25 protein-coding genes are annotated in these 26,996 nt (G+C 69.5%); 18 read left to right on the top strand and 7 right to left on the bottom strand.

Annotated elements, in window-relative coordinates; all coding sequences use genetic code 11:
- The first annotated feature begins 34 nt into the window (after positions 1–34).
- The 7 genes from E6J58_06885 to E6J58_06855 are packed head-to-tail and all read left to right on the top strand — an operon-like array spanning position 35 to position 6,401.
- Entirely contained in the window at positions 35–646 is a 612-nt protein-coding gene (locus tag E6J58_06885; protein ID TMB39628.1) for a TetR/AcrR family transcriptional regulator, read from the top strand.
- The gene (locus E6J58_06880) at positions 643–1,443 is read left to right on the top strand and encodes an electron transfer flavoprotein subunit beta/FixA family protein (GenBank protein TMB39627.1); all 801 of its coding nucleotides are present in this window, start codon (positions 643–645) and stop codon (positions 1,441–1,443) included. Before E6J58_06885 ends, E6J58_06880 begins: the two co-directional genes overlap by 4 nt.
- 2 nt (positions 1,444–1,445) lie before the next feature.
- Positions 1,446–2,399 (top strand): electron transfer flavoprotein subunit alpha/FixB family protein, encoded by a 954-nt coding sequence (locus E6J58_06875; GenBank protein ID TMB39626.1) that lies wholly within the window; start codon positions 1,446–1,448, stop codon positions 2,397–2,399.
- Positions 2,396–3,382 (top strand): MBL fold metallo-hydrolase, encoded by a 987-nt coding sequence (locus E6J58_06870; GenBank protein ID TMB39625.1) that lies wholly within the window; start codon positions 2,396–2,398, stop codon positions 3,380–3,382. The genes E6J58_06875 and E6J58_06870 overlap by 4 nt, the downstream gene beginning before the upstream one ends.
- Before the next feature lie 9 nt (positions 3,383–3,391).
- Positions 3,392–4,483, top strand: a complete 1,092-nt coding sequence (cax, locus tag E6J58_06865) for a calcium/proton exchanger (GenBank protein TMB39624.1) — start codon at positions 3,392–3,394, stop codon at positions 4,481–4,483.
- Entirely contained in the window at positions 4,476–5,372 is an 897-nt protein-coding gene (locus tag E6J58_06860; protein ID TMB39623.1) for a DMT family transporter, read from the top strand. Before cax ends, E6J58_06860 begins: the two co-directional genes overlap by 8 nt.
- 42 nt (positions 5,373–5,414) lie before the next feature.
- A complete protein-coding gene (locus E6J58_06855; protein TMB39622.1) occupies positions 5,415–6,401 on the top strand; it encodes a hypothetical protein in 987 nt (328 codons plus the stop codon).
- Between the two features lie 6 nt (positions 6,402–6,407).
- Here E6J58_06855 and E6J58_06850 read toward each other — a convergent pair whose 3' ends face one another.
- Positions 6,408–7,907: an MBL fold metallo-hydrolase gene (locus E6J58_06850; protein TMB39621.1), complete on the bottom strand. Its 1,500-nt coding sequence runs from the start codon at positions 7,905–7,907 to the stop codon at positions 6,408–6,410.
- Positions 7,908–7,957: 50 nt separating this feature from the next.
- Here E6J58_06850 and E6J58_06845 point away from each other — a divergent pair, with 50 nt between their 5' ends.
- Genes E6J58_06845 through E6J58_06830 form a run of 4 tightly spaced genes read left to right on the top strand, consistent with a single transcriptional unit; the run spans position 7,958 to position 12,382 of the window.
- Positions 7,958–8,635 carry a fatty acid hydroxylase gene (locus E6J58_06845; GenBank protein ID TMB39620.1) on the top strand — a complete coding sequence of 226 codons (678 nt, stop codon included), beginning with the start codon at positions 7,958–7,960 and terminating at the stop codon, positions 8,633–8,635.
- A 17-nt stretch (positions 8,636–8,652) separates the two neighbouring features.
- Entirely contained in the window at positions 8,653–9,594 is a 942-nt protein-coding gene (locus tag E6J58_06840) for a CPBP family intramembrane metalloprotease (GenBank protein TMB39619.1), read from the top strand.
- Positions 9,595–10,839 carry an HD domain-containing protein gene (locus tag E6J58_06835; protein TMB39618.1) on the top strand — a complete coding sequence of 415 codons (1,245 nt, stop codon included), beginning with the start codon at positions 9,595–9,597 and terminating at the stop codon, positions 10,837–10,839.
- Between the two features lie 10 nt (positions 10,840–10,849).
- On the top strand, positions 10,850–12,382 hold the full coding sequence (locus E6J58_06830) for a GAF domain-containing protein (protein ID TMB39617.1): 1,533 nt from the start codon (positions 10,850–10,852) through the stop codon (positions 12,380–12,382).
- On the opposite strand, the gene E6J58_06825 is transcribed toward E6J58_06830, so the two are convergent.
- From E6J58_06825 to E6J58_06815, 3 genes are read right to left on the bottom strand one after another with little or no spacing between them, the layout of a single operon-like run.
- Positions 12,370–12,786, bottom strand: coding sequence for a hypothetical protein (locus E6J58_06825; protein ID TMB39616.1), 417 nt, complete (start codon positions 12,784–12,786; stop codon positions 12,370–12,372). The two genes, E6J58_06830 and E6J58_06825, sit on opposite strands and share 13 nt — an antisense overlap.
- On the bottom strand, positions 12,783–14,399 hold the full coding sequence (locus tag E6J58_06820) for a M28 family peptidase (protein ID TMB39615.1): 1,617 nt from the start codon (positions 14,397–14,399) through the stop codon (positions 12,783–12,785). The genes E6J58_06825 and E6J58_06820 overlap by 4 nt, the downstream gene beginning before the upstream one ends.
- A gap of 11 nt (positions 14,400–14,410) precedes the next feature.
- Positions 14,411–15,229, bottom strand: coding sequence for a sulfurtransferase (locus tag E6J58_06815; protein TMB39614.1), 819 nt, complete (start codon positions 15,227–15,229; stop codon positions 14,411–14,413).
- A gap of 92 nt (positions 15,230–15,321) precedes the next feature.
- Between E6J58_06815 and E6J58_06810 the strand changes: the two genes are divergently transcribed.
- Positions 15,322–16,500, top strand: coding sequence for an HD domain-containing protein (locus E6J58_06810; protein ID TMB39613.1), 1,179 nt, complete (start codon positions 15,322–15,324; stop codon positions 16,498–16,500).
- Between the two features lie 69 nt (positions 16,501–16,569).
- Here E6J58_06810 and E6J58_06805 read toward each other — a convergent pair whose 3' ends face one another.
- Positions 16,570–17,736: a class I SAM-dependent rRNA methyltransferase gene (locus tag E6J58_06805; protein TMB39612.1), complete on the bottom strand. Its 1,167-nt coding sequence runs from the start codon at positions 17,734–17,736 to the stop codon at positions 16,570–16,572.
- A 59-nt stretch (positions 17,737–17,795) separates the two neighbouring features.
- Between E6J58_06805 and E6J58_06800 the strand changes: the two genes are divergently transcribed.
- Genes E6J58_06800 through E6J58_06775 form a run of 6 tightly spaced genes read left to right on the top strand, consistent with a single transcriptional unit; the run spans position 17,796 to position 24,427 of the window.
- Entirely contained in the window at positions 17,796–18,815 is a 1,020-nt protein-coding gene (locus E6J58_06800) for a MoxR family ATPase (GenBank protein TMB39611.1), read from the top strand.
- Positions 18,812–19,777, top strand: coding sequence for a DUF58 domain-containing protein (locus tag E6J58_06795; protein ID TMB39610.1), 966 nt, complete (start codon positions 18,812–18,814; stop codon positions 19,775–19,777). The genes E6J58_06800 and E6J58_06795 overlap by 4 nt, the downstream gene beginning before the upstream one ends.
- Complete coding sequence (locus E6J58_06790) at positions 19,774–21,885, top strand: transglutaminase domain-containing protein (protein ID TMB39609.1); 2,112 nt, start codon at positions 19,774–19,776, stop codon at positions 21,883–21,885. Before E6J58_06795 ends, E6J58_06790 begins: the two co-directional genes overlap by 4 nt.
- A gap of 13 nt (positions 21,886–21,898) precedes the next feature.
- Positions 21,899–22,828 (top strand): bifunctional DNA-formamidopyrimidine glycosylase/DNA-(apurinic or apyrimidinic site) lyase, encoded by a 930-nt coding sequence (mutM, locus tag E6J58_06785; GenBank protein ID TMB39608.1) that lies wholly within the window; start codon positions 21,899–21,901, stop codon positions 22,826–22,828.
- A complete protein-coding gene (locus E6J58_06780; protein ID TMB39607.1) occupies positions 22,705–23,742 on the top strand; it encodes a nucleotidyltransferase family protein in 1,038 nt (345 codons plus the stop codon). Before mutM ends, E6J58_06780 begins: the two co-directional genes overlap by 124 nt.
- Positions 23,720–24,427 (top strand): metallophosphoesterase, encoded by a 708-nt coding sequence (locus E6J58_06775; GenBank protein ID TMB39606.1) that lies wholly within the window; start codon positions 23,720–23,722, stop codon positions 24,425–24,427. The genes E6J58_06780 and E6J58_06775 overlap by 23 nt, the downstream gene beginning before the upstream one ends.
- A 49-nt stretch (positions 24,428–24,476) precedes the next feature.
- Here the strand turns inward: E6J58_06775 and E6J58_06770 are convergent, their stop codons facing one another.
- Both E6J58_06770 and E6J58_06765 read right to left on the bottom strand, forming a co-directional pair.
- Positions 24,477–25,028 (bottom strand): hypothetical protein, encoded by a 552-nt coding sequence (locus E6J58_06770; GenBank protein TMB39605.1) that lies wholly within the window; start codon positions 25,026–25,028, stop codon positions 24,477–24,479.
- A 25-nt stretch (positions 25,029–25,053) separates the two neighbouring features.
- Positions 25,054–26,967, bottom strand: coding sequence for a hypothetical protein (locus E6J58_06765; protein ID TMB39604.1), 1,914 nt, complete (start codon positions 26,965–26,967; stop codon positions 25,054–25,056).
- Positions 26,968–26,996: the final 29 nt, after the last annotated feature.

Raw genomic sequence — 26,996 nt, 5'->3', positions numbered from 1 at the left:
GCCACCAGACCCTTCCGACCCGGAGATCGGCCACGTGCAAGCGCGCGACACGAGAGCGAACGACAAGCGCGCGCGCATTCTCGACGCCGCGATCAAGGTATTCGCGGAGCGCGGCTTCCACAGCGCGACGGTGGCGGAGATCGCCCGGGCCGCGGGTGTGGCCGACGGCACCATCTACCTGTATTTCAAGGGAAAAGACGACCTGCTCCTCCGGCTCTTCGACGAGAAGATGACCGAGCTGCTCGCCGAGGTGAAGGCGGCCGTCGCGCAGGAGCGCACCGCCCCGGACAAGCTCAGACGGTTCATCCAGCTTCACCTCGCGCTGGTCGAGCGGAACCCCGACCTTGCCTCGGTGCTGATCGTCGAGCTGCGCCAGAGCGCGCAGTTCCTGAAAGCGGCGGACCGTCAGAAGCTCGCGGCGTATGTCGATCTGATCGCGGACGTGGTGCGGTCCGGACAGGAAAGCGGCGAGCTCGACCGGAACATCTCGCCGTCGACGGTGAAGCGCGCGGTGTTCGGCGCGCTCGACGAGCTGGCGCTGGGATGGCTCGTCGGCGGGCGCCGTGCGGCGCTGAAGAAGACCGCGGCCGAGGTCGCGGAATGGATGGTTCGCGGGCTCTTGCCCGCAGATGGAGGAACGTCTTGAAGATCCTGGTCACGGTCAAGCGCGTCGAGGACTACGAGTCCAAGATCAAGGTGAAGCCGGACAACTCCTGGATCGTCACGGAAGGGGTGAACTACCGGGCGAATCCGTTCGACGAGATCGCCGTCGAGGAGTCGCTGCGGCTGCGCGACGCGAATGCGCCGTCGGAGGTGGTGGCGGTGAGCATCGGCGGCGCCGCCGCGCAAGCGGAGATCCGCTCCGCGCTGGCGATGGGCGCCGACCGCGGCATCCTGGTGAAGCACGACGGCTTTCTCGACAGCGACGCGGTCGCGCGTCTGCTGCAAAAGGTGATCGAGAAGGAGAAGCCCGAGCTGGTGCTGATGGGCAAGCAGGCCGTCGACGTGGACGACAACGTCACCGGCCAGCTGCTGGCGGAGTACGCCGGATGGGGCCAGGCCACGTTCGCCTCGAAGAAGGAGTCGCTCGAGTCGACCGAAGAGAAGGCGAAGAAGCCCGGCCTGCTCCTGGGCGCGGACAAGAAGTCCGTGCAGGTGGCCCGGGAGGTCGACGGCGGCCTGGAGGTCCTCGAGGTCCAGCTTCCCGCCATCGTCACGGTCGATCTGCGCCTCAACGTCCCCCGCTACGCCAGCCTGCCGAACATCATGAAAGCCAAGAAGAAGCCGATCGAGGAGATGGCCCCCGCCGCACTCGGCGTGGACGTGTCTGCGAAGGTGAAGGTCGTCCGCGTCGAGGCGCCGCCCGCGCGCGCGGCCGGCATCAAGGTCCCGGACGTGGCGACGCTCGTGAAGAAGCTCCACGAAGACGCGAAGGTGATCTGACCATGGCGAAGATCCTCCTGGTAGCGGAGCAGGCCCACGGCCATCTGAAGAAGGCGACGCTCTCGGCGCTCTCGGCGGCCCAGCAGCTCGCGCAGAAGAACGGCGGGCAGATCGAGGCCGTGGTCATCGGAGCCGGCGCCGGCCAATCGGCGCAGGAGCTCGCGGCATTCGTCTCCGCCGTGCACACCGTCGAGGGTGCGGCTTTCGAGCATGCCTTGGCGGAGACGCACGCGGCAGCCGCTGCGGAAGCGGCGAAGAAGATCGGCGCGACCGACGTGTTGCTCGCGGCCACCGCCTACGGCAAGGACGTCGCGCCGCGGATCGCGGCGAAATTGGGCGCCGGCATCGCCTCCGACATCCTGGCGGTGGTGAGCGGCAGCCAGTTCAAACGCGCGATGTGGGCGGGCAACGCCATCGCAACCGTGGAAGTGACGACCCCGGTGAAAGTGATCACCGTTCGCGCCACCGAGTTCCAGGTCGCAAAGAAGGGCGCCGCCGCGGGAAACGTGCAGCAGATTGCCGTCAGTGCGCCCGCAGCGAAGACGAAGTTCGTCGAGTTCAACGAGGTGAAGAGCGCGCGCCCGGAGCTGACCGAGGCTTCGGTCGTCGTCTCCGGCGGCCGCGGGACCAAGGGGGACTTCAAGCCGATCGAGGCGCTCGCCGACGCGCTCAACGCCGCGGTCGGAGCCTCGCGCGCCGTCGTCGATGCAGGCTGGCAGCCCAACGACCTGCAGGTCGGACAGACGGGCAAGGTCGTCGCTCCCAAGCTGTACATCGCCGCCGGAATCTCGGGAGCGATCCAGCACCTCGCCGGGATGAAGGGCAGCAAGACCATCGTCGCCGTCAACAAGGACCCCGAGGCGCCCATCTTCCAGGTGGCCGACTACGGACTGGTCGGCGACCTGTTCAAGGCGCTGCCGGAGCTCACCGAAGAGGTCAAGAAGCTCAAGGGATGACGGCCGCGCTCACCCGTCTCGGGGTTCAGCGGATCCCGGTTCCGGTTCCATTTCCGGAGGCGGGCGGGCCGGCCAACGTGTACGCGATCGAGGAGGAGGGCGGCGGCATCGCCCTCTTCGACGCGGGCATCGGTACCAGGGAAGGGCGCGATGCGCTGCTCGCCGGATTCCGCAAGCTCGGACTCTCGCTCGGGGACGTCCGGCGGATCTTCGTCAGCCACGGCCACATCGACCATTACGGGTACGCGCGCGCCGCCCAGGAGGCATCGGGCGCGCCGGTCTATGCGCATTCCCGCGATCACGACAAGCTCACCGGCCGCGACCGCACGGGACAGCGCCTGGATCTGTACGCAGCGTATCTGTCGCGCCTGGGCGCGTCCCCGCACCTGCTCGAGCACGTCAAGGTCCACTGGCAGGACGCCCTGCGCATGGCGCGACCGCTCGAGCGCGTGGAGCCGCTCGCCGCGGGAACCATCCTGCGCTTCCGCCGCTTCTCCGCAGAAGTGTTGCATCTTCCCGGACACACGCCGGGTCTCGTCTGCCTGTGGGCGGCGCAGCCCCGCGTGCTGTTTTCCGACGACCACCTCCTCGAGCGCGTCTCCCCCAACCCGCTGCTCGATCTCGAAGGCCAGCCCGAGCCGTCGCACAAGGCGCTCCTCGCCTATCTGGATTCGGCGCGCAGGGTCCGCTCCCTTCCCGCCGAAGTGATCGCTCCCGGCCACGCGGAGCCGTTCTCCGGACACGCAGGGATCGTCGATCGGCTTCTCGCCTTCTACGAAAAGCGGCAACAGCGCATCCTCGAGCTGCTCGGCGCCGGCCCCCTCACTCCCGCCGAGCTGGCGCCGAAGGTCTTTCCCCACGCCCGCGACCACCAACTCTACCTCACGCTGTCGGAAGTGATGGGCAACCTGGAAGTGCTGGAAGCGCAACGCCGCGTTGCCCGTAGCGAACGGGACGGCCGCATCCGCTTCGAAGCCGTGTAAGGTGCGGCGGTGATCTCGCGATGGCTGTGGCGCGCCGGGTGGCTGCTCTTGCCCGCCGCCTGGCTTCTGCACAGGTTCGCGGCCAACGACGCGCTGGTGTTCTTCGTCGCCTGCGCTTCGCTGATTCCGCTGGCGAAGGCGATGGGCGATGCCACGGAGGGCTTGGCGGAACGGATGGGGCCCACCGCGGGCAGCGTCCTGAACGCGACGTTCGGAAACGCCGCCGAACTGATCCTCGGCATCGCCGCCCTGCGACACGGCCATGTGGAGCTGGTGAAGGGGAGCATCACCGGCTCGATCCTCGCCAACCTCCTCCTCGTGGGAGGCGGCAGCATCGTCACCGGGGGCATCCGGTTCCCGCGCCTGCGCTTCAACCGGCTGGCGGCGTCCTCCAGCGTCTCGACCCTCTTCCTCGCGGTCGTGGCCATGGTGGTCCCGACGCTCCTCTCGCTGGGCAAGAACCCGCGCTACGACCCGGCCCTCCTCTCCGAGGAAATCTGCGCGGTGCTGATCGCCATGTACGCGCTCTCGCTCTGGTTCACGCTGCGCACGCACCGCGAGGAGGTCGCTTCGGTGCGCGACGAGCTCCTGGCGACTCCCGCGGAGGCGGCGGCTGCGAAGCGGAACGTTCGTACGGGGCACCGGCTGCTCGCATTCGAGCTCGGCCGCCTCCTCGTCGCCGCCGCAGCGACGGCCATCGCCAGCGAGCTCCTGGTGGATGCGCTCGGCGGGACGGTGACCTCGCTGGAGCTGCCGGAAATGTTCGTCGGCGTGGTGATCGTCGCCATCGTCGGAAACGCGGCGGAGCATTCCACCGCGCTGCTCTTCGCCCACCGCGGCAACATGGACGTGGCGCTGGGGATCGCCTGGGAATCATCGAAGCAGATCGCACTGCTGGTCGCGCCTCTGCTGGTGATCATCGGCGCGCTGCTCGGCACCTCGATGGACCTCGCCTTCACCCGGTTCGAGGTCGTGGCGCTGGGCATCTCGGTGATCGCGCTGGCGATGATCGCCCTCGACGGCGAGACCCACTGGCTGGAAGGCGCGTTCCTGCTCGCCGTCTACGCCGTCCTCGGCCTGGGGTTCTTCTTCGTTGGCTGACCTCGCGCTCGCGCTGATCATGGCGGTGTGGGGGAGCAGCTTCGCCATCCTCCGGGCGCTGCTCGGCAAGGCAGCCGCCTCGCCGCTGGCGCTGGTGGCGGTCCGCATGGGGATCGCTTCGGCGCTGCTGGCCGGCTTCCTGGCGGCGACCGAGGCGGGTCGCGCGAAGTTGCGCAGCATTCGCGGAAGCCTGCTTCGCGATGGGATGTTCGCCGGCGGGCTGCTCGGCGTCGGTTTCCTGCTCCAGACCGAAGGCCTGCAGCGCACCACGGCTTCGCGCAGCGGCTTTCTCACCGGCACCCTGGTCGTGATGACTCCGCTGATCGAGTTCGTCGTATTCCGGCGACGACCGGCGCTCCCCGTGCTCGCAGGCGTGCTGCTCGCGTTCATCGGGATGACGTTCCTCTCCGCTCCCTGGTCGGACGCGTCCCAGGCCACCGCGCTCGGCGACGGCCTGACCGTCGCCTGCGCCGCGGTGTTCGCAGGCCAGATCGTCGCGCTCGGCCGGATTGCCCCCCGGCACGCGGTGCTCCCGCTGGTGCTCGTCCAGCTTGCGACGACCGGCGCGCTCGCCGCGATCGCAGGCCCGTTCGTGGAGGCACAGCATTTCTCCGGCGACCCCCGCCTCTGGCTCGCGCTCGTCTATCTCGCGCTCTTCGCAACGCTCCTCGCCTTCGGCGTCCAGACCTGGGCGCAGAAGATCCTCCCGCCGGTCCGCGTGGCGCTGATCTCCTCGCTGGAGCCCGTCTTCGCCGCGCTCTGGGCGGCGCTGCTCATCGGCGAACGGCTCACCGGGCACGAGCTGGCCGGCGGCGCTCTGATCGTGCTCGGCGTCGCCGTCGGCGAGGCGGGAGCCGCTCTGCGGGCCCGCGCCCGCGCGCCGGGATGAAACAACCTTTGCGGATGTGCGTTCCGCTGCTACATGCAGCGCGTGCGGCACAGGCCCGATCCGCCCGAAGTCGAGCGCGCCGCAAACGGCCTCCGCGTCCGCGGCCATGCGCTCTACCTCGAGCCGAGAGGGCGGCCACCGCTCGGCTTCCTCGCCCACGCGCGCGGCGCACCCTCCGTCCTGCCGGAGCGGATGGTGGCCAGCGGTCCGACCCACAAGCTGCTCGAGGCCGCCCTGCCGCGCGCGCTGCGACGCAGCGCGGCGCTGGCCGCCGCGTTCGGGCAGACGTTTGCCCTCGGGTCGTTGCGGCTCACGCTCCATCCCGCCGGCCACGTCCTGGGCAGCGCGCAGCTCCGATGCGAAGCGGACGGCCTGGACCTGGTGTACGCCGGCGACATCGGCGGCATGGGGCTGCGCGCGTCGGCCACCGCGGAGCCCTTCGAGCAGCTGACCTGCGAGACCCTCGTCATCCGCGCACTGTACGGGCATCCCCGATACGTCTTTCCGCCGCGTCAGCCGCTCCTCGAGCGGCTGCAGACGTTCGTCGAGCGGTCGCTGCGCGACGGCAAGACGCCGGTCATCGTTGCAGCAGCCATCGGCGAGGCGCAGGAGGTGGTGCGCTTCCTCGGTAGCAGGCGCACGGTGCGGCTCCATCCGACGGCGTTCCGCGCCTGCGAGGTGTACGTCGCTCAGGGGCAGGCGCTCGAAGGATTCGTCCGCCTCGAGAGCGACGGCGACGTCCTGGTGGTGCCTCCGACGCTGCGGCTCGCCCGGCTGGATCTCGGTCCTCATCGGATCTGCGCGCTCTCGGGCCGCGCCGTCGATGGCATCGCCGGCGCAGACGAAGCGCTCCCCCTCGCGGATCACGCGGGGGTCGATGAGCTGATCCAATGCATCCGCGCATCCGGAGCGAAGCGCGTCCTCACCATCGACGGCCACGCGGAGGACCTGGCGCGGGCTGCGCGCGCGCTCGGGATCGACGCGATGGCGATCCGCGAGCAGCATCAGCTGAGCCTCCCGGGCCTCTGACGCAGCTCAGCGGCCGCTGTAGCGTCCCTCCCGTTCGGTGGCCCGTCCCTCGCGCACGAGCTTGTGCAGGTGCGCGAGCAAGCTCCGCTCCGCCAGCGGGTACAGATCGGGTTTCACGTCCGGATAGGCGGCGGGAACGAGCTCCGATGGCGTCGCTGCCCGTCCTGCCTGCTTCAGCGAGCCGATCACCAGCTCTTCGCGCTGCAGACGGTGCTCGCGGTACTCCTCGAGCTTCGCAACGCCGCCGGGGACGACGGGGCCGTGCGCCGGATAGATGCAACCGGGCTTCGTCCCGAGCAACCGATCGAGCGATGCCAGGTAATCCTTCATGTCTCCTTCCGGCGGATCGATGATCACCGTGCCGACGCCCGCGATCAGATCGCCCGCCACCACGGCGCCGCTTCCCTCCTCGCGCAGGCAGAGATGGCCGCGCGTATGTCCGGGCAGATGCAGCGCTCGCCATCCGCGTGGGCCGACGTCGAACCGCGCGCCGTCCTCCACGATCCGGTCCACCGCGAAGTCGACCATCGCCGCGGTCTCGCGCGTGGCGGCGATGGGAAGACCCAGCGCCTTCGCACCCCCGGTATGATCGAGGTGGTGGTGCGTCAGCAGCACGCCAACCGCGCGCCGCCCTTCCTCCTCGAGCCTCTCCAGCGTCTCGCGGAGGATCGCCTGTTCCTCGGGCCACGGCGACCCCGGGTCCACCACCCACAGCTCGTCGTTGCCGAGCAGCAGGCAATTCGTATGCGTCGCCGGCGGCAGCGTAGGAGTGCGCAACGGCACGAGGATGAGGCCGCGCTGGAACTCGATCCGCTCGACCACGTGCTCCTGGATCGGTAGCTTCCATGGCGCTTTTTCCGGAGCCGTGAGCAGGGGCAGCGCATCGCGAGGATGAGGCTTCGCCCAGGAGAGCGCCTTGAGCGTATGCCACGCGGGCGGGTGCAGCAGCGCGGAGCCGTCCTCCCAGCGACGCAGCGCCTCGTCGGGTTGAATCCACTCGCCGTCGGCGAGCTCTCCCGGCCAGATCTCCGCCACTTCGCCGGGCGGCAGGTCCACGAGATAGAAGCGGGCGTCGAAGCGGATCGGCATCGCCTGCGGCGTCACCCAGCGGCCCGCGGGCGAGTACCAGCGCGCGTCGACGCGGAGCCGGTGGCGCTCGAGGAACTCGCCGAAAGACGCCGCCTTCTCCCCTGGAGCGGGCCGGTGCAGCAGCGCCTCCCGCATCGTCCGCCGCTCCCCGGCGGAGACGGCCGCGGCGCCGGGCACGGCGAGCACGCCGGTCTCCTCGAACAGCTCGCGCGCGGCGGCGACCACGCAGGGAGCCTCCGCGGCGCCGAGGGCTTCCCCACCGTCCACGGGCACGCCGGAATCCTGGACGTCCACGCGCCCGCCTGGAAAAGCGTAGAAGCCGCCGGCAAACTTGAGCTGGTCGCCGCGGCGGACCCAAAGCACGTCTCCGCCCTCGCGGACGAGGACTACGGAGGCTGCCGGCCGGACGCTGGTCACTCGATCGACTCCCTTGCACGAACCTGCATGATCCCTTAGACCGGGGACCGATGTTCTACCTCGCGCCGCATCCGAAGCTCGCTCGCCCGCGCCGCGGCAGTCCGCTGATGTTCAGCGTCCCGTGGGTGGAGAAGTATCTGTCGCGCGTCCGTCCCTGGCACGTGGTAGCCATCTGGGGCCCGTTCACGCTCTACATGTTGTATCGCGCCTCCGCGCATTCCGGTGGGCTCGCCATCGTTGCCTGGGCGGCCTTGGGCCTCTTCTCCTGGACGCTGCTCGAATACCTCCTGCACCGCTGGGTATTCCATTTCGAGCCGCATCCCGGCTCGGAGCTACAGCGCGACGCTTCCTTCCTCATCCATGGCATCCATCACGACTACCCTTGGGACCGCGACCGCCTGGTGATGCCGCCGACGGTCACGGCGGTGATCGCGGCAGTCGCCTGGGTCGCCTTCCGCTGGATGGGGCCGCTCGAATATCCCTGGTTCGCCGGGTTGGTGGTCGGGTACCTCTGGTACGACCTCACGCACTATTATCTCCATCACGCGGCGCCCACCACGGCCGCAGGCAAGTGGCTGCGCCGATATCACCTGGTCCACCACTTCCAGACGCCCGACCGGCGCTACGGCATCACGACGCCCCTCTGGGACCGGGTGTTCGGCACGTATCCGCGCGACCGCTACCAGGGCCTGCCCGACGACGAAGCCCGCCTCGAGGCGGGTGCCTGAGAACGCGGGCTCTGCCCATGGCGCTTGCCTGCGCCGCGTGCGCACCGGTGATGCATCAGGCGCGGCGCGCGCCCGACGCCCCGCCCAGCGCACGCGAGCTCGAATCGCAGCAACGGGTCGCCAACTGCCCGGTCAACGCCGGCCTGTTCGTCCCCGGAGTCCTGCAGATGTGCAGGGGTCGGAAGACCGAAGGCACGGTGCTCGCATCGCTGGGTGTCGCCGAGCTGGGTGCTGCGGTCGCCGGCGGAGCCGCGAACGGTTTCAGCTCGTCGGCGGCCGGCGTCCCGCTGATCGCCCTCGGCGATCTCTGGACGCTGTCGGTGATCGACGTGGCGCTGGAAGAGCAGCGCGCGGCGCGGTTGTCGTACGTTCCCCAGGAGTCCCTCGCCGAGCTGGCGCGCGCTCCCTTCTCCTTCGAAGTGCTCTCCAGGTCGTCCGTCTGGGCCGGCATCGCGGGATCGCTCGCGGCCGGCATCCTCGTCTCCGCCATCGTCGACCACGGGATCGACACGAGTAACGCCGGAAAGCGGCCGGTCATCTTCGGTCGCGAGATGAACAGCGCCGTCGGATATCCGCTGGCGGCTGCCGTGGGCGTGGGCCTGTTCGAGCACGTCGCCGTCGCCGAGGAGATGGCGTTCCGGGGCGCCCTGCAGTCCAGCTGGGCCCGGTCGCTGGACGAGACGCGGGCGTGGGCATACGCATCTCTCGTCTTCGGTGCGGCGCACGGCTCGAACGTCCTGTTTCTCGACCGCGGCCAGCGCCTCACGTACCTGGCCGTCGGCTTGCCGTTCATCACGCTTCTCGGCGGCTACCTGGGGCTCGCCTACCGCTGGAACGATTACAGTCTTGCGCCCTCCGTCGCGATCCACTTCTGGTACGATTTCCTCATCGAGGCCTTTGCGTTCGTCACCGATCCGAAGAACTCGCCGCTCGCCCTCTCCTGGGGAATGCCCTTCTGAATGCACATCCGCGATCCCATCCACGGCGCCATCGAGCTCACCGCCGACGAGCGCGCGCTGATCGACAGCCCGCAGTACCAGCGGCTGCGCAACGTGAAGCAGCTCGGGTTCGCCGACCTCGCGTTCCCCGGTGCGACGCACACGCGCTACGCCCACGGGCTCGGCGCGATGGCGATGGCCACCAAGCTGTTCGATGCGCTCGCGCCGCAACTCCAGCTCGAGCCCGCCGATCGCGACCGTTTCCGGCAGACGTTGCGGCTCGCGGTCCTCTTCCACGACCTCGGCCACCCGCCGCTGTCGCACGCCACCGAGGCGATCATGCCGCCGATCGGCGACCTCAACGTGCCCGCCTGGGCGCGGGAGCCCGGCGATCGCCGCGCGGGTCACGAGGACTACACGCTCAAGCTGCTGCTCGACTCCGCGCTCTCGGCCGAGATCCGGCGGCGCTTCTCCTCCCGCGGCATCGAGCCGGAGCACGTCGCCGGACTGATCTGCGGAAGAGCGTCTCCGGGCGCCTATCCGTATCGAAGCGGCGGCCACGATCTGCTGCCCATCCTCCGCCAGATCGTCTCCGGCGAGCTGGACGCCGATCGCATGGATTACCTGCAGCGCGATTCGTTCTTCACCGGCGTCAACTACGGCAAGTTCGACGCGGACTGGATCGTCCAGAACCTCGCCGCGGTGGAGCGCGAGGGGCGCGTCTACCTGGCGCTCCTGCATCGCGCGGTGTTCGCGTTCGAGGACTTCCTCCTCTCGCGCTACCACATGTTTCTCTCCGTGTACTTCCATTCCACCTCGGTCGGATACGAGGTCCTGCTCCAGCGTTGGTGCGAGAGCGGCGAGTACGCGCTGCCCGCCGATCCGGACGAGTACCTGCTGCACGACGACGTCGCGCTGCTCGGGGCGCTGCGCTCGTCGCAGAATCCCTGGGCCCGGCGCATCGTGCGCCGCCAGGGATATCGCGTGCTGATGGAGAACGCCGCCGGCGAGGACGCGCGGACGCTCCATGGGATGCAGCAGCGGCTGGAGGAATCGGGCGTGAACGGCTTCGTCACGGTCAGCCGCGGCGTGCTTTCGCACTACGGGAAGGAAGCCACGCTGTGGGTGAAGTCACCGAGGGGCGAGGTGCCGATCGGCGACTACACGCCGCTCTACGAACGCTACGCGGAAGCGGCCACGCTCGCGCGGTTGTACGTCGAGCCGGAGAGGTGGGACGAGGCCCGCCGCTTGCTCACATCGGAGTGACGAGGAGCACATACCCCGCCAAGGGAGCGGATGCTATGCTCGCCCGGTGAACCGGCTCCAGCAGCGCGTCGAGAAGCTCGGCGGCATCCTCGACGTAGCCAAGGCGCTCGTTGCCGAGCGCGATCTCGACAGACTGCTGAAGCTGATCGTCCACGCCGCCGCGCGGGTGGTGGAAGCGGACCGCTGCTCGCTCTTCCTCGTCGACCGCGAGCGCGGCGAGCTGTGGACCAAGGTCGCCCAGGGCATCGGGACGAAGGAGATCCGCATCCCGATCGATCGCGGCATCGCCGGCGCGGTGGCGACGACGAACGCCGCGATCAACATCCCAGACGCTTACAAGGACCCCCGCTTCAACCAGAACGTCGACAAGCAGACCGGCTACAAGACCCGCAACATCCTCTGCGTGCCGATGCGCTCTGTCGAGGGCGACGTGGTCGGCGTCCTCCAGGCGCTCAACAAGCTCGACGGCAAGGCCTTCACCGACGAGGACGAAGAGCTGCTCTTCGCTCTCGGCGGCCAGGCCGCGGCCGCCGTCAACAACGCCCTGCTGCACCACGAGATCGAGCAGCTGTTCGAAGGATTCGTCCGGGCCAGCGTCGTCGCCATCGAGGCGCGGGACCCGACCACCGCCGGCCACTCGGGACGCGTGGCGCGGCTCTCGGTGGGGCTGGGCGACATGCTGCCGCGCGCGGGCAAGACCGCGGGCCGCTGGACGGGCTCGTCGCTGACGGCGCAGGAGCGCCAGGAGCTTCGCTACGCGGCGATGCTCCACGACTTCGGCAAGGTCGGCGTGCGCGAGAACGTGCTGGTGAAGGCGAACAAGCTCGAGCCGCTCGAGCTGGAGAACCTGCGAGGCCGGTTCGAGACCATCTACGTGCAGGAGGAGCTGCAGGCGGAGCGCGACAAGGTGCAGCTCCTGCTCCGCTCGCCCGCGGAAGAGGCGCGGCACCGCATGGCCGACGTCGAAGCCAGGCTCGCGGAGCGCAAGCGCGAGCTCTCCGGAATGTTCGAGTTCGTGGTCTCCTGCAACCGGCCCACCGTGCTTCCCGAAGGCACCTTCGACCGGCTGCACGACATCGCCCGCAGCACGTTCAAGGGGCCGTTCTCGGGAGAGCATCGCCCATTCCTCTCCGAGAACGAGGTCATCAAGCTCTCCATCCGCAAAGGCTCGCTGACGGAGGACGAGCGGCGGGAGATCGAGTCGCACGTGACGCACACCTACCGGTTCCTCACCCAGATTCCCTGGACGCGGACGCTGAAGCGCGTGCCGGACATCGCCTACGGCCACCACGAGAAGCTCACCGGCCAAGGCTATCCGCGGTCGCTGAAGGAACCGGAGATCGCGCTTCCCACCCGGATGATGACCATCAGCGACATCTACGACGCGCTCACCGCCAGCGATCGTCCGTACAAGCGTGCCGTGCCAAAGGAGAAGGCCTACGACATCCTGCTCGACGAGGCGAAGCGCGGCGAGCTCGACTCCGACCTGCTTCGCGTCTTCATCGAAGCCGACGTGCCGGGAAACGCGCCTCAGGAGCCCTGAAGCTCGCGCCCGCTGATCATCGCCAGCGCCAGCAAGGGGACCGAGAGGACGGCGGCCAGCGTGCACCAGAAGCAGAAGGCTCCGAGCTTCTGCATCTCGGCCAGGCTCAAGACGTTGAGGATGACCCAGACCGCGGAAACGCCGATCAGCGCCGCGGCGGCTTCAGGTCGCCGCACGATCGCCAGCGCACAGAGGACGCCGCAGACCGCCGCCCCGAGCAGGCCGTCGGCGATCCCGTAGGGCCGGCTGAACGGCGCGAGCGCGACCGATTCGCAGCCGCTGCCGAAGCCCGGGCAGGCGAGGCGCGCCAGCCACCCGATTTGGAACAGCCCGACATGAAGCATCGCCAGCGCGGAGGCCGCCGCGACGGCCACCAGCGCGACGCGCGCGCGGGTCCATTTCACCGGGAGGCGGACTTGCGCGCCGCCTCGAACTCGTCGCCCGGTGTCCAGGTGGGCATTCTCGCGGCGTTGGCGATCCGGAGCCCGACGATCAGCTGCAACTGCGCGTCCTGGACCGCGCCGGAGAGGTCCCAGTCGCCGTGGTACTCGTCGGAGGGCTGATGGTAGTGGTGGCGCTCGTAGTCCAGCGCCTGTTCGTCGCCCCAGCCTTTCGCCCGCCCGACGTAATCGGGCCCGCCTTTGACTGCCACCGGCGGCACGCCTGCGTGCGCCATCGAGAACATGTCCGATCGGTAGAACGCACCCCGGTCGGGGTGCGGGTCGCCGTGCACCGTCCGGCCCTGATCCGCAGCGACCTTGCGGACGACGTCGTCGGCGGTCGACTTGCCGAGCCCCATCACGCCCAGATCGGTGGTGCGTCCCCAGCGGTTGACGCTGTCGAGATTGATGTCGGCGGCGATGCGGTTGGCAGGGACGGGCGGATGCTGCGCGAGCCACCTCGACCCGAGCAGGTTCTGTTCCTCCGCGGTGACGAAGGCGACGATCACGGACCGCTTCGGCGGCGCGAACGTCATCGCGCGCGCGATGGCAAGCACCGTCGCGCATCCCGATGCATTGTCGAGCGCACCGTTGTAGATGCCGTCGGTCGCCGGCGGAATGGGCTGGACCCGCCCGAGATGGTCGTGGTGCGCGGTGTAGAGCACCGCCTCGCCCCGGAGCGCCGGATCCGTCCCCGGCAGCATGCCGACCACGTTGTCGCTGCGGATCATCTTCAGCGATACGGGCAGATCGAGCGACATCGTCGAGGCCAACGGGACGGGACGGAAGTCCCTGCTCTCGGCCGACTTGCGAAGCGTGTCGAGGTCGTTTCCGCCGAGCTGCGCCAGCCGGATCGCTGCGGGCTCCACGATCCAGCCACGGAACTCCATGAATTTCTCGTCCGGCGCGGGAGGAAGATCCTGTCGAGGGGTGCTCCACGACGTGACCACCACCTGCCAGGGATAGCCGGCGCTGGGGGTGGTGTGGATCACCAGCGCGCCCGCCGCTCCGTGCTTCGCCGCGTTGACGTACTTGTAATCCCAGCGTCCGTACCAGAGGCGCACGCCCGGTCCCTGGAAGGGTGGATTGAAGTTCATCACCACCACGACCTTTCCGCGGACGTCCACGTCCTTGTAGTCGTCCCAGCCGTACTCGGGCGCGGTGATCCCGTAACCGACGAACACGAGCCCTGCATCTTTCACGGTGCCGCGCTCCTTGTGCGCCGATGGCCCGAGCACCAGATCCGCCTGCAGCCCGTTGCCGGCGTGCAGCACCAGGTCCTTGCCGCCGGACTTGAAGGCGACGTCGCGGGGAACGTCGGCGGCGAGCTCGACCAGCGGTACCGCCTGGAGGAAGCTGCCCTTGTCGCCCGCCGGCTGATAGCCCATCGCCTCGAGCTGCGAGGCGAGATACTTGATGGCCAGCTCGTCGCCGGCGCTTCCCGGCTTGCGTCCTTCGAGTTGATCGTCGGAGAGGAAACGAAGGTGAGCGGAGATCTCGTTGGCGGTGATCCGGCTCGAGGCAGCCCGTTCCGCGGGAGACAAAGCGAGCAGGAGAGACAGGACGGCGAGGGTCATGGGCGGTCGCACTACCCCGGCGCGGGCCCGGTGGCAATGGGACGTGCAGGGTCCTCGATCCAGCCGCTGAACGATCCCACGTACAGGCGGGGGGGCGGCAGCCCGGCGATCTCCATCGCCAGCGCGTCGTGGCAGGCGGTGACGCCGCTCCCGCAGGAGACGATCACGTCGTTCCCGTAGCGCGCGTACAGCTCGCGGAGCTCGGCCGGGGGACGGAACCGCTGCGCAGCCGTCAGGTTCGCCTGCAGCGGGGCATTGACCGCCCCCGGGATGTGCCCCGCCTTGCGGTCCAGGGGTTCGACCTCGCCGCGATAGCGCTCCGGAGCGCGGGCATCGAGCACCACGCTCTTGCGCGCCTGCACCTCCTCCACTTCGGCGAGGCGCGACCGATCGAGGTTCAGCTTCCGGAGCGGCGCGGGGGCGATCCGCGGCTCGTCGCGCGAGAGCGGAAGCCCCGCCTCGGTCCAGGCCCGGAACCCGCCGTCGAGCACGGAGACCTTCTCGTGGCCGAAGGCGCGGAGCATGAACCAGAGCCGCGCCGCCACGGACGAGTTCGCATCGTCGTAGACCACGACGTGGGTATCGGGACCGATGCCCCAGCGCGAGAGCACCTGGGCGAACCGTTCCTCCGCAGGGAACGGATGTCGTCCGGGACCACCCGGACGCGAGAGGTCGCGATCGAGGTCGGCGAACACCGCGCCGGGAAGGTGGCCGTCTTCATACTTCTGGCGCGCCGGAGGTCCTTTCACCGCCCATCGCAGGTCGATGAGACGGGCGTCGGGGTGCGACTGTATCCAATCAGGATCCACGAGGAGGGGGATGTGCGACATGCGCGCATCTTGCACCGCCGGACGTCCGGGAGCGATAGGAGCGCGACTCGGCCGGGTGCTGGTAAGCTGCAGCGCGACAGAGCGGGAGCCAGATGCCAGAGATTGAACGTCTCCTCGTCGTCGACGACGAGGCGCCCATCCTGCATGCCTTGCAGCGCACCTTCGAGGCTGCGGGTTATGAGGTGATCGCCTGCGCGGATCCGGCCCAGGCGCTGGAGCGACTGCGGGAGAAGCCGTTCCAGGTGCTCTCGGCCGACTACATGATGCCGGGAATGACGGGTGCGGAGTTCCTCGCCCAGGCGAAGTCGCTGCAGCCGGAGACCATCCGCATCCTCCTTACCGCCGCCCACGACTTCAGCGCCGCCGTGGACGCCGTGAACAACGGCGAGATCTTCCGCATCCTCGCCAAGCCGTGGAACCGCGTCGAGCTCCTCGGGACGGTGCGGCAGGCGTTCGACACGTACGCGTTGCGGGAGAAGAACCGGCAGCTGACCGCCATCGTCCAGTCGCAGAACGCCGAGCTGGCCGCGCTGAACAAGGGCCTCGAGCGGCTGGTCGAGGAACGCACCACCAACCTGCTCGACGGCATGGTGGCCGTGCTCGACTATCGCGATACCGAAACGCAATGGCATTCGCGGCGCGTCTCGCGATTCACCCGTCGGATCGCCGAGCACATGGGCGTTCGCGACGCCCTCGAGCTGCGGACCATCGAGATGGGCGCGCTGCTGCACGACATCGGGAAGATCGGCGTGCGCGATGCCGTGCTGCTCAAGCCCGGGCCGCTGGACCAGGAGGAGTGGCACGAGATGCGGGAGCACCCGCGGCTCGGGTGGGCGCTGCTCCAGCGCATCGAGTTCCTCCGCGATGCCAGCGTGATCGTGCTCCAGCACCAGGAGCGGTACGACGGGCGCGGCTATCCCGCCGGGCTGAAGGGAGAGCAGATCGTCCTCGGCGCCCGGCTGTTCGCCGTGGCGGATACCTACGACGCGATCACCAGCGATCGCCCCTACCGCAAGGCGCAACCGCACGCGGCAGCCATCGAGGAGATGCAGCGCGTGGCGGGCACGCAGCTCGATCCGCACGGCGTCGAAGCGTTCTGCGACATCGGGGAAGCGGAGTGGCAGCGCATCCGCTCAGAAGTGGAGAAGATCTCGCTCGTCGAGCAGGAGTGGGGATGGACTCCCCCCAAGCGCATCTTCGAGCAGATCCGCGAGGCGGCGTCGAAACAGCGGCAGCCGATCTCGCAGCCGCCAGATTCGAAAACGGGATAAAGGGCGTCTCCGCCTCCGCGGAAACAGCCAGAAAGTGCGTAGCCCCCGAGCCGCCGTCGGCGGCCGGGGCTAAGGCGCGACCAGAAACCAGGCCTTCAGGTATTCGGTCTCGGGAACGCCGACCAGAGGCGGATGATCCCGCGACGCGCCCCGCCGCTCCAGCAGCTGCAGCGGCCGCTTCGCCTCCTGCGAAGCCCACGCGACCACCTCGCCGAACAACTCGCTCGTCACCCGGCCCGAGCAGGAGCAGGTGACGAGCAGACCGCCTGGCGCCAGGAGGCGGACGGCGCGGTAGTTGATCTCGCGATAGGCGCGCAATGCGCCCTCCAGTCCCTCTCTTCGTTTGGCGAAGGCCGGCGGATCGAGCACGATCGTGTCGAACTTGCGGCCCTCCTTCTCGAGGGAGCGCAGCGCCTCGACCGCGTTCTGCGCGCGGGCTTCCACATTGTGCAGGTCGTTGCGGCCCGCGTTCTCGCGGGTGCGTTGCACAGCAGCTGCATCCTGGTCGATGGCGAGAACATGCCTCGCCTTTCGCGCAAGCTGTAGCGAGAAGCCGCCGTGGTAGCAGAAGGCGTCCAGCGCTTCGCCCCGTGCCAGCTCGCCGGCGCGGAGGTGGTTCTCCACCTGGTCCAGATAACCGCCGGTCTTGTGGTCGGCGAGCAGATCCGCCTCGAGCGCGATCTCGCCTTCGCGATAGCGGACCCGGAACCCGTTCCCGAAGAGCGGTTCCGCCCGGCGGGGGAGGTGCTCGAATTCGCGGGCGGACCCGTCGTCGCGGGCCACCACGGCGCGCGCTCCGGTGAGCTCGACGACCATGCGCGCAAGCTGCTCGCGGCGGGCCTCCGCCCACTCGGAGAGATGCTGCACGGCCGCGACGTCGCCGTAGAGGTCGACGAAATAGCCCGGCAGCAGGTCCGCTTCTCCATGCGCCAGGCGGAACGCGTCGGCGCCGGGGAACAGGGCCCGGCGCCGTTCGTACGCGCGGCGCAGGCGCGAGGCGAGCAGCTCCTCGTCGAGCGCGGAGTCCTGCCGCGACAGCACCCGCAGCGCGATGGGGCTCTTCAACGCCCAGAATCCCCTGGCGATGAAGTTGCCGCGCGCGTCCGCGAGCCGCACTTCCGCGCCGGAGATGAGGCCGTCCGGCGCGTCCGCCACGTCGGCGCGGAAGATCCACGGGTGACCGGCGCGGGCGCGCGCCGCTCCCTTCTGCGTCACCGTGACTGTGGGCGGAAGCATGGAAGGGTGCGCAGTCTGGCACAAGCGGCCCTGCCCGAGCATCGGTTAATCTGCTGTTGATGACGCCCGACAACGGCGCCGCGTCCGCGAAGATCACTCTTGTCGATCTGACGACCGGATCGCCGCTCACGCCACCAGAGGCACGTCGCGTCGCCTCGGCGCTGGAAGCGAACATCGCGCGCGCCCTGAAGGGAAAACAGGAGATCGTCGAGCTGTCGCTCGCCGCCCTCGCCGCCGGAGGACACCTGTTGCTCGAGGACGTCCCGGGCGTCGGCAAGACCACGCTGGCGCAGGCGCTGGCGCGATCGCTCGATCTCGCGTTCGCGCGCGTCCAGTTCACGAGCGACCTGCTCCCGGGCGACATCACCGGCGTCTCCGTCTACGACCAGGCCCGCAACAGCTTCGTGTTCAAGCCCGGCCCGCTCTTCGCAAACCTGGTGCTGGCGGACGAGATCAACCGGACCACGCCGCGGACGCAGAGCTGCCTGCTCGAGGCGATGGCCGAGGGCCAGGTGTCGGTGGACGGCGCGGGACGCCCGCTCCCGGCGCCGTTCATGGTGCTCGCGACCCAGAACCCGCACGAGCACGCGGGGACCTATCCTCTCCCGGAGTCACAGCTCGACCGGTTCCTGCTCCGCCTCTCCGTCGGCTATCCGCCGGCGGAGGTGGAGCGGGAGCTGCTCCTCGGAGGTGGGACGCAGCAGGAGCTGACGCATCTGCACCCGGTCGCTTCCGCGCAGGACGTCCGGCGGCTCCAGGCCGCCGTCGCGGTCGTCGTCGTGGCGCCGGAGATCGCCGACTACGTGCTGGCGATCGTCGCCGCCACTCGAAGCACGCCGCTGATCTCGCTCGGTGCATCGCCGCGCGGTGCCATCGCGCTCCTCGGCGTGGCGCGGGCGCGGGCGCTCCTGCGCGGGCGAGGGTACGTCGAGCCCGACGACGTCAAGGAGCTCTGCGTTCCGGCCCTCGCGCACCGGATCGTGCTCGCCGGCCGCGGGCCCGGTGGAGGCGAGCTGGAGCGTCTCGCGGTAGAGCGCGTGGTCCGCGACCTCGTCGAGCAGGTGCCGGTGCCCGAGTGACGCCCGCCTGGAAGCGGAGGCTCGCGTTCACCCGGATGGGACGCTGGTATACCGCCCTGACCATCGGCATCGGCCTCGCGGCGACGAATACGGGAAACAACCTGCTGTTCCTCGTCCTCGGTCTTCTGCTCGCCTCGATCATCGTCTCCGGGATCCTGTCCGAGCAGACGCTGCGGGGAGTCCATGTCGAGCGGCGGCTTCCCGCTGTGGCGACGGCAGGGCAGCCGGCTCTGATCGGGCTGCGCGCGCGGAACGGGAAGAAGCGCGCGCCGTCGTTCTCGCTGGAGATCCGCGAACGCGGCGGCGACGTCGCCGGGCATGGTTTTCTCGTGTTGCTCCCCGCCAGGGAGTCCGGGGAGGTCGCTTATCGATTCGTGCCGCAGCGGCGCGGCCTGCACCGCTTCCGGCAACTGGAAGTCGCGACGAGGGCTCCCTTCGGGCTGTTCGAGAAGTCGCGACCGCTCGATGTGCCGGGCGAGATCATCGTGTTCCCGCGCGTCGTGCTTGCGCCGCGTCTTTCCGCACAGTCGCTGGCGCGGGCCGGTGAACAGCCCGAGGACCGCATCGGCCTCGGGCTCGAGGTGCATTCGCTCCGCGACCACCGGCCGGGGGAGGACGCTCGGAGCATCCATTGGAAGTCCACCGCCCGCGCCGGCCGCCTGATTGCCGTCGATCGCGAGCAGGAACGCCGCAAGCGCATCTGCGTGGTTCTCGACCACCGCACGCTCCGTGGAGACGCTTTGGAACGGGCCGTCGAGCTGGCGGCCGCGTTCGTCGTCCGCGAGCTCGACGGAGGCGCAGAGGTCTCGCTCGCCGTCGCCGGCCAATTTCTCGCGGCGGGCAGCGGCGAGGCGCAGCGCTGCGCCGCGCTGCGGCTACTCGCCTTGCTGGAGGAGAAAGGCGCGGACACCGCGTCACCGCGGCCGGAAGCGGAGGCGGCGGTGATCGAGGTGCACGGGTGAAGTCTCCCGGAGCACGCGGTCCCACGCTGGTCCAGGCGCAGCGCTGGGCGGGAACGCTGACGGCGTTCTCCGCGTTCGCGGCTTGCGCCGTCTCTGGCGAGATGGGCGCGGTGATGGTGGCGCTCTTCCCGGTCGCCGTCGTCGGGGCGTCGATCCCCGGCTCCGGATTCCATGGTCGCGTGCAATGGGCATGGACGCTGCTGCTCGGCGGAGCGCTGCTGGTGTTTGCGGCCCAGGTATTCGCGGGGCAGGTCGACGTCGTTCTCGCTGCCGCGCTCTTCGCCGAGCTGCTCTGCATCCATCGCCTCTGGCATCGCAGGACCGGCCGCGACGAGGTCCTCTTGCTGTTGCTCTCGCTGCTCTTGCTCTGCGCCGGAGCGGCGCTCGCTGCGGAGCTTGCATTCGGTTTCGCCTTTCTGGCGTTCGCCATCAGCGGCACCTGGGCGCTGGCGCTGACACACCTGCGATCTGCCATCGAGGCGGGCCGGGGACCCGCGGGATCGGCGGCGCTGCTCAGCTCACGCCGCATCGCGACGCCGGCGCTCCTCGGCGGTCTCGCGGGGCTCTCGATGGCGGGGATCGCCGGAGCAGCGGTGGTGTTCGTCGCTTTTCCGCGCGTCAGCATCGGCGGGCTGCGGCGAGCGTCGCGCCACGCGCCGGTAGCGGGGCTGGGCGACCGGGTGGACCTCTCGCGGCACGGGACCGTCGCCGATGATCCACGGGTGGTGCTGCGGGTCCGGCTCGATCCCGAGCCGAGAGGCGGACGGCGCGATCTCGGGATGCACTGGCGCGCGCGGGCGCTCTCGCAATGGACGGGGCAGGGCTGGAAGTCGCAGCCGGGCGGCGCTCTCCCGGTGGTGCGCCTGCCGCAGCGCGGGCGAGAACGGCCGCCGGTGCTGCTGGGCGCGGACATCGAGGTCGTGGGTCTGTTCGCGGATGGGGTGGTACTGACGCCGGAGGGATGGCCGCTCAGCGTCGACTTCCGCCGCCCGGGATCGCCGCGGCCGCCCGCGCAACGGTTGTACCGGAATTTCCCGGGCGATTTGTTCTACCAGCCGGTGGACGGCAGCGACCTTCGCTACTTCGTCGCCGTCGACCGCGACGAGCCCGAGCTGCGCGCCCTGCGGGGCCGCGGCGCGAGGTACCCGCAATGGCTGGCCGCGGACCTCGAGGTGCCGTCCACGCTCGACGCTCGGGTGCGGGCGCTGGCCCAGCGTCTCGGCGGCGGGAAGGATCCGGCGGACGCCGCAGCAGCGATCGAGAGCTGGCTGGGGACGGCGCTGCGGTACACCCGTGACCTTCCCGGCGAGGTGGCCGATCCCATCGCCGACTTCCTCTTCGTCCGGCGGGCGGGGCATTGCGAGCTGTTCTCGACCGCGATGGTGCTGATGCTGCGCGCGCTCGGCATCCCGGCGCGCAACGTCACCGGCTACTTCGGAGGCCGCCGCACCGACGCCGGATACTACGCGGTCCGCGCCGGCGACGCCCACAGCTGGGTCGAGGTGTACTTTCCCGGGGCGGGATTCGTCCGCCTCGATCCCACGCCGGCGTCCGCCCGGGGGAGCACCCAGGAAGGGCTGCGGGCACGGGCAATCCTGTTCTGGGACGGCCTGCAGCAGCGCTGGCGGGCGTTCGTCGTCGACTACGACTTGATCACGCAGGCGCGCGCGATGCGGCGTCTGGCACAGCTCGTCGAGGAGACCGGACGGCGCCTCGCGGGCAAGGACAATGCTCCGGCCGGGCGAGCGCGACTGGCGGCAACGGCTCTCGCCGTCGTCCTGGTCGGCGCTCTGGCCACGGTCTTGGTGCGGCGCCGGGCCAGGCTGCGCAAGCGGGGAGGGGAGTTGGCGCTGACGGCCGATCAGGAGCGCGCCCTGCGACTCTGGCGCGCGGCGCGGGTTCTGCTGCGGCGCGCGGGCATCGAGGTGGCGCCGGCGACGACGCCGCGCGAGCTCGCGCGGCGCGTGCCGGTGGCAGGCGAGGTGGCCGTCATCCATGCGGAGGCGCGCTGGGGCGTTGGGACCCTGCCCGCCTCGACTGCGCGAGCTGCGCTGAGGCGGCTGCGGACCGCCCTCCGTGAACGGGTTGCAACGGATCGCGCTGCGTGACATCTGAGCGGGCATGCCCGAGCTTCCCGAGGTGGAGATTGCGTCGCGGCAGCTTCGGTCGTGGCTGGAAGGCCGCCGCATCGTGTCTGCCCGGGCCGAGAAGTCGCGCGTCATCCGCGGTCAGACACAGGCCCGGTTCGGCGGGCTGGTCGGTCGCCGGCTGGCGGGCATCGAGCGACTCGGAAAATGGATGCTGCTTTCGTTCGACGGAGGCGAAGGACTGATCTCGCATCTGGGGATGACGGGGAAGTGGGTGCGCCGTCGCACCGAAGAGCCCAAACCGTCTCACGTGCGGGCCTCGCTGACGTTGGAGGACGGACACGCGGTGGACTACCGCGACATGCGCCTGTTCGGGCGACTGATCCGCGGCAGGATCCCGGAGCTCCGCGCCTCCGAGGCGCTGCGGGCGCTCGGTCCCGATCCGCTCGAGGGGATCGACGTGGATCGCCTGCATGCGGTGTTGTCGCGGACCAGGAGGTCGATGAAGGAGGCGTTGATGGACCAGCGGACCCTGGCGGGTCTGGGGAACATCCAGGTCTCCGAGTCGCTTCACCGCGCGGGCATCGATCCACGGCGGCCGGCCCATTCGATGACGCGCGAGGAGACGGAGCGGCTCGCCGAGGCCATCGGCGCCTCGCTGCGCGCGACGCTGACGGACGAGGACAGCCCGGAGCCGATCACCTACGTCGAAGAGGGTGGAGAGAACGTCTTCCTCGTGTACGACCGCGCTGGAGAACCCTGCAGCACGTGCGGGACGGCCATCGAACGCATCGTGCAGGGTGGCAGGAGCACCTACTACTGCCCGTCGTGTCAGCCGAGATGGCGGGCGCGCCCGTCGGGGCGGGGTCGTGGGCGCGCCCCGGCCCGCAAGGCGGGGCGGCGTTTGCCTGCCCGTCGCGTCCGGACGTCGGGCGGGCGGCGCCGTGTTTCGCACGCACGGTGACCGGCTTCGACGCGCAGGATCGCTCGATGTCTGTTGCGAGCCTGTTTGCCCTCGCTTCCCTCCATCCCCACCTTGCCCGTGTGCAGATCGCGCCGGAGCAGCAGAGCGCCGCGGGACAAGCGGAGCACGAGGCGCACCGAGAGGCGCTGCGCCTTCTCCAGGAGCAGGGGTTCGAGCCCTTGGTCGGCGGCGCGTACGCCCTGAAGACGCACACCGGCATCTGGCGTGACACCAAGGATCTCGACCTGTTCCTGCGCAAGGACCAGGTCCAGCGCGCGCTCGACGTGCTGGCGCGCGCCGGGTACCGCACGGAGATGACCGACGAGATCTGGCTGGCCAAGGCGTACTCGGGCCCCTGGTTCGTCGACCTGATCTTCTCCTCCGGGAACGGCATCGCAACGGTGGACGAGCAATGGCGCAGCCGGGCCGCCCCTGGCACCGTGCTCGGGCTCCAGGCGCTGATCGTGCCGGCGGAAGAGATGATCTGGCAGAAGGCTTTCATCCAGGAGCGCGAGAGGTTCGACGGCGCGGATATCCACCATTTGCTGCGCTGCAAAGGCCGGCAACTCGACTGGGACCATCTGCTGAAGCGCTTCGGGGAGCGCCATTGGGAAGTCCTTCTCGTCCACCTGATCACGTACCGATACGCCTTTTCCTGCGAGAAGGATCAGGTTCCCGAGGCGGTGATGCGCGAGCTCATCCGGCGCCTCGAGCAACGCGAGTCCGAGCCCGCAGGCGCGGACCGCGTTTGCCGCGGAACGCTGCTTTCGCGGCAGCAGTACCTGCACGAGACGAACGTCGAGGGGTATCGGGACGCCCGCGAGACGGAGACCGAGGGCTGGACCGGCGATCGGACCTACCCGGTCGAGTATCCCGATCGAGGAACGCACGATGCGCATCGCCGCAGTCGGTGATCTCCATTGCCGGGCGGACACGCGCCGCAACATCGCCGTCGCCCTCTCGGGAGTGGACCAGGAAGCCGAAGTGCTCTTGCTCGCCGGCGACCTGACAGACCACGGCACGGTGGAAGAGGCAAGCTGGCTCGCCGAGGAGCTGTCGCAGATCAAGATGGTGAAGTGCGCGGTGCTCGGCAATCACGATTACGAGGGTGGCACGGCCGCCGAGGTGAAGAAAATCCTCTGCGATTCCGGAGTGCACGTGCTCGACGGAGAGCCGTGGACGCTCAACGACCTCGGTGTCGCCGGCATCAAGGGGTTCGCGGGCGGATTCGAGCTGGCGCAACTGCAGCGGTTCGGGGAGGAAGCGATGAAGGCGTTCGTCGACGCCTGCATCGCCGAGGAGCTCAAGCTGGAGAAGGCGCTGTTCCAGCTCCGTACCCGCCACCGCGTGGCGTTGCTGCACTATTCGCCGTGCCGGCAGACGCTCGAAGGCGAGCCGCTGGAGATCTTCCCCTTCCTCGGCGCCACCCGCCTTTCCGGCCCGCTCGATCAGCTCCGACCCAACCTCGCCGTCCACGGCCATGCTCATCGCGGGACGTTGCGCGGGGCGACCCGCGGCGGTGTCCCGGTGGTCAACGTCGCCCTGCCGGTACTGCGCAGGTTGGAGAAACCGCTCGGGTATCTCATCCTCGACGTCTAGTCCCGAGCCAGGGCGCGGACCGCCGCGGCGCTGCGGGACAGCCGGCGCGCTAGGGTTGGATGGTGCGGTAGAGATACCTGAGGCGGACCTGGCCGCCCTTCGCCTGCGCCAAGGCGTCGGCGCCGATCCGGATCATCTTCGCTGACGTCGGCGGCAGTCTCGCGGCCATCCATTTCAGCGTCTGGCTCGCCCAGATCGAGAACATCGGCCGCTTGCGCTCCTTGTCCGCCGCTCTCCAATACGTGACATGCGCATAGATGCGCGCCGGCTCCAGCTCCCCTTCGGGCGCCTGCTTCAGACGGATCACGATGCAATCCGTCTTCTCCTCGTCGATCTGCGTCCAGCCGGCGAACGGCCCTGCCGGCTGCAAATGGGTGACGATGTCGGCGCTGTACTTCGCGTGCAAGAGATAGAGACGGCGTTCCCCCGGCAGTGAATCGCGCCGCTCCAGCGCCCGCGGATCGCGCAGGAGCGCCTGCGGTTCGCCGCGCAGATACCGCCCTTGCGATACCGCCAGACCCGGCTCCCGCGCCCCGATCTGATCGATCAGCTCCCGCACGTCGCGCTCGGTGAGAAAGGCCCAGAGCTGTCGCGCCGGCATGGCGCGCACCATCGCACAGAACCAATCACTCGATGACCACGGGGAGCGAATCCGTATCGCCCTCGCTGGAACCGAGCACCAGCTGGAACTCGCCCCGACGAACGAATTGACCGTACATCCGCCCTCCGGAGACCTGCGCGCCGTCCGGAAAGACCCAGGTCACGTCTGCGGTTTCGCCGTCCGCGAAAGTCACCGCGCAGCCCGCTCCGGCGCGGGCGTGAAGCTTGCCCTCGCGCAAGTCGCACCCTTCGCCTTGGACGGCGACAAGGGGTGCGGCGCCGGCTCGTGCGGTGACCTTGAGCGTGGCAGCCGATTTGCCCTCGACGGTGAAGGTGACGTGCCCCTCGCTCGTCTCCGACCGCAATCCAGCGGGATCGACGCGAATGGTGATGCGCGCCGGCGTCTCCGCCTTCGTCTTGCCCGGAACGATCCATGGCTGGTCGGCGGCGACCGTGAACGCCGTCGAACCACCTCCATCGGTGTGGAGCGTAATGGTCTGGGCTCGCGGCATGCGGCCGGGGCGCACATTGAAAGTGAGCGCGTCGCGCGAGAGCCTCAAGGAAGCGGCCCCCGGCGCCGCGTCATGATCGAGCGCCGCCAGGGCGCGCATGGCATCGACGCGTCCGCGTTCGACGCCACGGACGGCAACGGCCGAGTCGAAGAGGGCCTTCCGCACCTGCGCGAGCGTCGCCGCCGGATGGGTTGCCCAGAGAAGCGCAGCGAGACCGGCGACGTGCGGCGCCGCCATGCTCGTTCCCTCGTAGCTTTCGTATCTGCCCGGCGCAGTGGTGGAGAGGATGTCGACTCCGGGCGCCGCGACCATGGCGGCGCGGTCGGAGAAGACAGCCAACCGGTCTTCGCGAGTGGTGGCGCCGACCGAAATGACGTTTTCAATTCCTAGATTCGCGGGAAACGACGGAGACGGAGCGGAGTCGTTTCCGGCAGCAGCGACGAAGAGGACGCCCTTGCGATTGGCGCGCGCGACCGCATTCGCGATGACCTGGCTGTTGCCGGCACCGCCCCAGGACGCATTGATCACCCGCGCTCCGTGCTCGGTGGCGAAGTCGATGGCCTTCGCGAGATGATCCGTGCGCCCGCCGCGCGTCCCGATGGCCCGCAACGGCATCAGCGCCACCTTCCAGTTCACGCCCACGACGCCGAGGCGATTGTCCCCGGCGGCTCCGATGGTGCCGGCGACGTGCGACCCGTGCCAGCGTTCCTCTCCCGATTTCGCCGGCGACGGATCGTTGTCGTCGTCCACGAAATCCCAGCCGTTGACGTCGTCCACGTAACCGTCGAGATCGTCGTCCCGCCGGTTGCCTTCGAGCTCCGACGGGTTGCGCCAGATGTTCGAGGCGAGATCGGGATGATCCGTGGCGACGCCGTCGTCCACCACCGCGACGACCACGGAGCGCTCGCCTGTCGAGCGCGCCCAGGCCGAAGGCGCGCCGATCTTTTCCAGCCCCCAGAGGTCGCCATACCTCGGATCGTTCGGGACGCGGCGCGTCTGGTAGACGTAGATGGGTTCCGCGAAGGAGACGCCGGCGCTCGCGGCTGCCTCCGCGGCTGCTGCCACCGGGTCCGTCCCGGCCTCGATGGGCACGCGGAGCAGAGGCGCGTCCTCCTCAGGTGCGAGCGTGGGAAGCGGCACGATGGGCGGACCGACGTCGTCCCGTGCAACCGTGGGCGGCGGCGCCGCGCCGCGCTCGAGCTGCACCAGGATGGCGTCCGGCGCGGGAGTCGCAGCCGGATGTTCGCCGCTGCACGCGAGACAAGCGGCGATGGCGGCTGCCGCCGCTGCGCTCGACCGCGGTTTTCTGCGACGGAAGAACGCGACCACCGGCTCGTCGGCGTCGAAGAGCGGGTCCACCGGCTCGAACCGCGCGTCGACGTAACGCAGCGGATCGCCGGCAGCGGAGAAGAGCTTCTCGTCGTGCATCAAGTCCTCCGAGGTGGCCGCGGACGCGG

This window comes from Deltaproteobacteria bacterium (assembly GCA_005879535.1).
In the GTDB taxonomy this organism is placed as follows: Bacteria; Myxococcota; Myxococcia; order Myxococcales; family 40CM-4-68-19; genus 40CM-4-68-19.
This window is presented reverse-complemented; position numbering and strand designations above follow the sequence as displayed.